The organism is Cohnella thermotolerans DSM 17683, assembly GCF_000429825.1.
Classification (GTDB): domain Bacteria; phylum Bacillota; class Bacilli; order Paenibacillales; family Paenibacillaceae; genus Cohnella; species Cohnella thermotolerans.
This window is the reverse complement of sequence record NZ_AUCP01000043.1, coordinates 48,961-55,358: the sequence shown is the minus strand read 5'-3', so window position 1 is coordinate 55,358 and position 6,398 is coordinate 48,961. Positions and strand designations below refer to the sequence as shown.

Here is a 6,398-nt window from a genome sequence, read left to right as displayed (position 1 = left end):
CTAGATTTGAAACAAGGGGATAAAACATATCGATTCAGCAGTGATTTAACTATTGACGGAAAGAGCTACGAAGCCATTGACAACACTGCCGAGAAATTGAATGACTTCATGGTTAAAATGGGCAGGGATCAAATCCCGGGACTGCTTCCGGGCGTGAACAGCCCCTAATTTTAAGATAAATTTATACTTTGTTTTGCCTTTTCTTTAACCGTTTCCTGTACAATGGACCCTGTCCGCTTGGTTCGGGGACCGTTGTGAGGAGGCTGGAAGATGCTGTACCGTATAAGAATTTTTGTCGTTATCCTGGTTGTGTTGCTTCTATTCGGCGCCGGCACCGTCCACATGGCGCGTTCGCAGGAAGAGGCCGGCGCTGCGCCCGGCAACGGGGAGAGCACCGTCGTCAACGTGAATGGCGTCAACTATTTGGTGATGGAGGATCGGGCGGCCAGCCTGTTCACCTATTCGGCTTCCGCGGCGGAGCAGTATGCGGCGGCGCTCAACCGTTTTGCGAAATCTGTGGATTCGAAAGTAAACGTCTATTCCCTGCTCGTCCCGACCGCCGCGGAGTTCATCGACAACGCGAAAGCCCAAGCGGCGTCCGCCTCGCAGAAAGCCGCTTTCGACCGCATCAACGGGCTGCTCGATTCCCGACTCGTTCGAGTCGACGCTTACAGCGCGCTGGAAGCGCACAAGAGCGAATATGTATATTTCCGCACCGATCACCACTGGACGGCTTTGGGCGCTTATTACGCCTACGGCAAGCTGATGGAATCGATGGGGGAACAACCGGCCGCTCTAAGCGAGTACAAGAATGGGACGATCAAAGGATTTCTGGGCAGCGAGTACAAAGCAACGAAGAGCGCCGAGCTCGCCAAGCGCCCGGATACGCTCGTTTACTACACTCCGTCTCGGAAGTACACGTTTACCGCGCATACGTCGTCGGGGAAATCGTCGAGCCGGAAAGTCGTCGATCCCCGATATGCCAAGCAGGGCAACGGCTACTATGCGGTTTTTCTCGGAGGGGATTTCCCATGGGGGGAGATTGCGACCGGGAGCAAGAACGGCAAAAAACTGGCCGTCGTCAAAGATTCGTTCGCCAATGCGCTCATTCCGTTCCTGCTCCCGCACTTTGAGACGATCGACGTGATCGACCCCAGGTATTTCAAGGACAATCTGCTCGACTTCGTCAAGGAACGGCAAATAACGGACGTTCTGTTCCTCAACAATTCAACGGTCGCCCGCACGACGGGGATCGCGACGCTGCTGAACGAGGTAATGGATGCCGCCGATTAAAGCGAAGAAGGCGCTCAGGTGAAATCGTTCATAGCGAATGTACGAATTGTTCAGTATTTCCGCGCGCGAAAAGCTGGTATAGTGAAGGCATCACCACGAAGGCGGACAAGTCCGGCGGCTCACGGGCTTCCCGCTTTCGCGGCGTCTCGCGGAGAGGGGGGAATTGAAAAAAACGAATCGATCGTGTCCGCATGTATGGAAGCGTTGTCATCTATCGTTCGGTTCCGCTATTTCGTGAAGAAAAGAGGAGGACGAAAAGGATGAAAAGCAAAGGGAAATGGCTGCTCGCCGCCGCATTGGCCTTCGTCTCGTGCTTCGGCTTCGTCGGCCCCGCCGCGGCCGCTCCGGTTACGATCGACAACAACGGATTCCAGTTCAAGGACACTTCCGGCAACGTCATTCAGGCGCATGGCGGCGGCGTAATCAAGGTCGGAAGCTACTATTATCTTTTCGGAGAAAACCGCAACCCCGACGGCACGTTCAAAGCGGTGTCCTGCTACCGGTCGGCCGACCTCAAAAACTGGGAGTTCCGCAACAACGTGCTGACCAGCAGCTCCGCGGCCGAGCTGAACGTGTCGAATATCGAACGGCCCAAAGTCATCTACAACAGCTCGACCGGCAAATACGTCATGTGGATGCACTGGGAAAACGGGGTCGACTACGGACAAGCCCGCACCGCAGTCGCTTCTTCGAGCACGGTTGACGGCAACTACACGTATCACGGAAGCTTCCGGCCGCTCGGCAACGACTCCCGCGACATGACGGTGTTCAACGACAACGGCACCGCCTATTTGATCTCCGCCACGTCCGTGAACGCCAACCTGAACGTTTATCGGCTGACCTCCGATTTTCTCGGCGTCGATTCGCTCGTTCAGACGCTCTGGCCCGGCCAATACCGGGAAGCGCCGGCCATGTTCAAGCGCGGGAACGTTTACTTCCTCGTCACCTCGGGAGCGACCGGCTGGGCGCCGAACCAGCAGAAGTACGCGACGGCCACCAGCATTAGCGGCACCTGGAGCGCCCTGACCAACTTCGGCAATGCCAACGCGTACAACTCGCAAGCGGCCTACGTGCTGCCGGTGGAAGGCTCGTCGACGACCTCCTACCTCTACATGGGCGACCGTTGGGCGGGCGCCTGGGGCGGTCCTGTGAACGATTCGGAGTACGTCTGGCTGCCGCTCTCCTTCCCGTCCAGCACGTCGCTGTCGATGAGCTGGTACGATTCGTTGACGATCGACGCGGCGGCGGGCACGATCGCCGGCAGCAACAATCCGCCCGTCAATACGACTTCGTGGTACAAAATCGTGAGCCGGGGCAGCGGCAAGCTGCTCGGGGTGGCGAGCGGCTCGACGGAGGACGGAGCGCAAATCGAGCAGTGGTCGGACGGCGGCTGGACGAGCCAGCACTGGCAGTTTATCGACATGGGCGGCCGCTACTACAAGATCAAGAACCGGAACAGCGGCAAAATCATGGACATCAGCGGTGGCTCGACGGCGGACGGGGCGAACAACATCCAATATACGGACAACGGAGGATTGAACCAGCAGTTCCGGATCGTCGACGCCGGCGGCGGCTACTACAAGATCATGAATGTGAAAAGCCGCAAGATGCTCGACATTACCGGAGCTTCGACGGCCGACGGTGCGGATTCCATTCAGTCGACCGACAGCGGCGCCGCAAGCCAGCAGTACCAATTCTCGACGGCTAGCTGAAGGATCCGGCTTCCTAGCCGCACAAAAAAGCCGGTCAAGAGACGCCGCCGCGCGCTCTCGGCCGGCTTCTTACTTCCGCTCCCCCGTCGGCAGGTCAAACAAATCGATCTGCTCGGCGTCCGGCGCCGGGTCGGCGTTCGGTTCCAACGGGTCCCGACCCTCCGGCGTGCGAAGTCCCAGCAGACTCATCATCTCCTTGGCGTTGCCGGCCGCATCCCCGCCGGAGTTGTTGTTGAAGATGACGCCGATCCGGCCCGTCTGCTCCTCCAGCTCGGCCAGCCATCGCTTCCATTCTTCCAATTCCTCGCGATTGTAGCGATACAAGTAACGGACCTCGCGCCAGTTCGGCTTGCCTCCCTGGTTCCAGCCCGCCGCGTTGCGTCCGTGCATCCGCACGATCGTATAGGCCGGGTCCGTCGCTTCAAGCACAACGGGAACCGATCCTTCCCCCGACTGCGGCTCGTCGCAAATGCTGTGAATCCATCCTTGCTCCTTCATGAAGGCGAGCGTTCGCTCCCGATAGGCGGGAGAGAACCAGCTTTGGTGCCGGAACTCCAGCGATTCCGGGTGAAGCGTATAAATCGTCATGGTCGCCCCAACCCGCCAATCCGACTTCGATCAAAGCGGACTTCGCCTCCGTTCGGGCTGCCGCCCCATCTAACAAAACGCTTTACCGTTTCCTTATTTTTGATATAATTCAAACCAGCAACATGTCCACCGCAATCAGGAACGCCTAATCGTCTGCCCCCGATTCCCCTACTGCTCAACCTAATGACAGCCGCACGCGATGGAGAAATCGGACGATTTCCAACTCGTTGGGAGGATGTTCGAACATGAGCCTGTCCCTGCATATGGCGCACACGTTTCTGCAATTCAATCTGCATGCTATGAACTTTACGCATCTGTTCGTGCGGGTCGAGAACGACAATCTCGTCGTTTACTCCCGGGAGGACGGAGAAGAGGTTACCCGCGCGCTTCTGACGCAAATTCACCGCAACGGGTACCTGCTCAGCATCGCCTGCCCTCGAGGGGGACTTCAGCCGACTCCCTACGTCGGCACGCTAGGCGATCTCATCCCGATTCTGACCGGCAAGCTGGCGGCCGTGCTGGCCCGGTGGCCTTGAGAAATTACAGAACGTATAGAAGAATGGCGAAGAAATGGAGCGCCGACCCGCCGACGACGAACGCGTGCCAGACCGCGTGATGATAGCGGAAGGCCCGCCATACATAGAACACCGACCCCAACGTGTACAGCACTCCGCCTGCGAGCAGGAGCCGAAGCCCGCCCGGAGCCAATGCCGCCTGCAGCGGTTCCCAGACGAGGACGACCATCCACCCCATCAGCACATAGAACAAAGTCGAGAGAAGAACGAAGCGCTTGGTGAAAAACGCCTTGAACACGACGCCCCCGACCGCCAGCCCCCAGACGATGCCGAACACGCTCCATCCCATCGGGCCTCGCAGCACGGTGAGCATAATCGGCGTGTACGTTCCGGCGATGAACAAGTAGATGCAGGAATGATCGAACGTCTCGAACAGATCCTTGACTTTGCCTTCGCGAAAAGCGTGAACGAGCGTAGACGCCGTGTACAGCATCAGCATCGACACGCCGTATACCGTGAAGCTTGCGACGTGCCAGGCCGTTCCCTTCAAACTGGCGAATACGATAAGCAGCGCCAACGCGGCAACGCTGAGCAGCGCGCCCACTCCGTGCGTAACGGCGTTGGCCACTTCCTCTCTTCGCGTGAAAACATGTGTGCCGGCCATTTCCGTTCCCTCCCCTATCGTTTTCTCTCCATCATGCCACTTTTGAAGACCAAATGCGAATTTCAACCCGTGGGCCGAATCCGTCAGCGCCGCTGCCGTCGAGTCGATCCGCCGCGCTATTCTTCGGCAACTTCCGGCGCGGAATCGGCAGCTTCCTTGGCCGGGAGCCGCCGCGAAGGCAACCGCCCGGCTTTGCGCAACGCTTCCCGGAGCAAAAACTCGATATGCCCGTTGACGCTGCGGAACTCGTCCTCCGCCCATTTCTCGATCGCGCGGTGCAGCTCGGCATCGATCCGGAGAGGGAACGCCTTTTTCTCCTTCGCCATCGTCCGGTCCCCGTCATCCGTACAGCGTCCCCGTGTTGATGACCGGAGTCGCCGCCTTGTCGGATACGATTGCGACCAGCAAATTGTTGATCATCGCCGCCCGGCGCTCCGCGTCCAGCTCGACGCCGTTCTCGACGAGCTGGTTTAGGGCGGAATCGACGATGGCGACCGCGCCTTCCACGATCTTCTGCCGGGCCGAGATAATGGCGATCGCCTGCTGCCGTTGCAGCATCGCGCTGGCGATCTCGGGGGCGTAGGCCAGGTGGGTCAGCCGCGTCTCGAGCACTTCAACGCCTGCGACGGCCAGCCTCGCCTGCAGCTCCCGCGACAATTCGACCGCCACCTCGTCCGCATTCCCGCGCAAGGACGGGCGCTGATCGCCCTCGAACGTATCGTACGCGTAATGGGCGGCAATGTGCCGGATGGCCGTCTCGCTCTGAATTTCTACGAACTTCTCGTACTTGTCGACGTCGAACAGCGCCTTCGCCGTATCGACTACGCGGAACACGACCACGGCTCCGATCTCGATCGGATTGCCTTCCGCGTCGTTCACCTTTAACGTCTGGCTGTTGAAATTCCGCACCTTGAGCGACACCTTCGTCTTGGACGTGAACGGCACGACCATCCACAGCCCGCTCTCCGTGATCGTCCCCTGATAACGTCCGAAAAAAGTGATGACCTTGGCCTGATTCGGCTGCACGATCGTCAGCGACGTCAGTGTAACGAGGAACAGCAGGATGAGCGCGATGCCCGTCGCGATCAGCCAGCCGTTCGGCTCCGTCTCGTTCCCGCCGAAGACCAGTGCCGCGATTCCTCCCGCCAGGAAGACGATCGAGAGCAGCAGGGCCAGAAATCCGTTCGTGTACCAAGCTTTGGTCGTTGTCATTCGCAGTCCCCCATATATTGATTTGATACTTTTATGATATCACTTTTTACAGTATTTTGCCACAGACACCGTTGCTCGATTTCTTCGAGCATCTCCCCGCCATAATCCCCGTTCACGCGCCGGCATAGGGCCCCCTCGCACGCCAATTGCTCGATTTCCTCTTGCATCTGAAGCGCCGCTCTGGAGTTCGCAAGTTCCGGCCGTCCTCCGTCCGCAACGCGCACAAGCGTAAAAAAGCCGCCCTTACGGTCTTGTCGGACCGCAGGGCAGCTTCCTTCGCCCCGCCAAGCGGCGAGGGCGATCCTTCCGCGCAGCGGAGCGGCCTTCAGCGGGCAGCCTTCAGCGAGCAGCAATCGGCTCACCTTCCGGCAATCGCCGACCGGCCCGCTTGCCGGGCAAGCCGCCGCAAACGCC

General features: G+C 59.0%; 7 protein-coding genes and 1 pseudogene. 3 read left to right on the top strand and 5 right to left on the bottom strand.

Features of this window, described 5'->3' with window-relative positions; all coding sequences use genetic code 11:
- Positions 1-270 precede the first annotated feature (270 nt).
- Positions 271-1,293: a DHHW family protein gene (locus tag G485_RS25690; RefSeq protein WP_051318123.1), complete on the top strand. Its 1,023-nt coding sequence runs from the start codon at positions 271-273 to the stop codon at positions 1,291-1,293.
- 260 nt (positions 1,294-1,553) lie between these two features.
- On the top strand, positions 1,554-3,005 hold the full coding sequence (locus G485_RS0108815) for an RICIN domain-containing protein (protein ID WP_027092266.1): 1,452 nt from the start codon (positions 1,554-1,556) through the stop codon (positions 3,003-3,005).
- A gap of 69 nt (positions 3,006-3,074) precedes the next feature.
- Here G485_RS0108815 and G485_RS25685 read toward each other — a convergent pair.
- Positions 3,075-3,572 (bottom strand): annotated as a pseudogene (locus tag G485_RS25685) (DUF72 domain-containing protein); the annotation flags it as partial.
- 266 nt (positions 3,573-3,838) lie between these two features.
- Here G485_RS25685 and G485_RS0108805 point away from each other — a divergent pair.
- Positions 3,839-4,129: a hypothetical protein gene (locus G485_RS0108805; protein WP_027092265.1), complete on the top strand. Its 291-nt coding sequence runs from the start codon at positions 3,839-3,841 to the stop codon at positions 4,127-4,129.
- Positions 4,130-4,133: 4 nt separating this feature from the next.
- Here the strand turns inward: G485_RS0108805 and trhA are convergent, their stop codons facing one another.
- The 4 genes from trhA to G485_RS30375 all read right to left on the bottom strand — a co-directional run bounded on the left by trhA (position 4,134) and on the right by G485_RS30375 (position 6,337).
- The gene (gene trhA, locus G485_RS0108800; protein WP_027092264.1) at positions 4,134-4,772 is read right to left on the bottom strand and encodes a PAQR family membrane homeostasis protein TrhA; all 639 of its coding nucleotides are present in this window, start codon (positions 4,770-4,772) and stop codon (positions 4,134-4,136) included.
- A 116-nt stretch (positions 4,773-4,888) separates the two neighbouring features.
- Entirely contained in the window at positions 4,889-5,098 is a 210-nt protein-coding gene (locus tag G485_RS0108795) for a type II toxin-antitoxin system antitoxin (RefSeq protein ID WP_027092263.1), read from the bottom strand.
- A gap of 13 nt (positions 5,099-5,111) precedes the next feature.
- Positions 5,112-5,984 (bottom strand): SPFH domain-containing protein, encoded by an 873-nt coding sequence (locus G485_RS0108790; RefSeq protein WP_027092262.1) that lies wholly within the window; start codon positions 5,982-5,984, stop codon positions 5,112-5,114.
- Positions 5,981-6,337 (bottom strand): hypothetical protein, encoded by a 357-nt coding sequence (locus G485_RS30375; RefSeq protein WP_027092261.1) that lies wholly within the window; start codon positions 6,335-6,337, stop codon positions 5,981-5,983. Before G485_RS30375 ends, G485_RS0108790 begins: the two co-directional genes overlap by 4 nt.
- Positions 6,338-6,398: the final 61 nt, after the last annotated feature.

Coding starts and splice junctions, on each gene's coding strand:
- G485_RS25690 (WP_051318123.1), top strand. CDS start 271: ATGCTGTACCGTATAAGAATTTTTGTCGTTATCCTGGTTGTGTTGCTT.
- G485_RS0108815 (WP_027092266.1), top strand. CDS start 1,554: ATGAAAAGCAAAGGGAAATGGCTGCTCGCCGCCGCATTGGCCTTCGTC.
- G485_RS0108805 (WP_027092265.1), top strand. CDS start 3,839: ATGAGCCTGTCCCTGCATATGGCGCACACGTTTCTGCAATTCAATCTG.
- trhA (WP_027092264.1), bottom strand. CDS start 4,772: ATGGCCGGCACACATGTTTTCACGCGAAGAGAGGAAGTGGCCAACGCC.
- G485_RS0108795 (WP_027092263.1), bottom strand. CDS start 5,098: ATGGCGAAGGAGAAAAAGGCGTTCCCTCTCCGGATCGATGCCGAGCTG.
- G485_RS0108790 (WP_027092262.1), bottom strand. CDS start 5,984: ATGACAACGACCAAAGCTTGGTACACGAACGGATTTCTGGCCCTGCTG.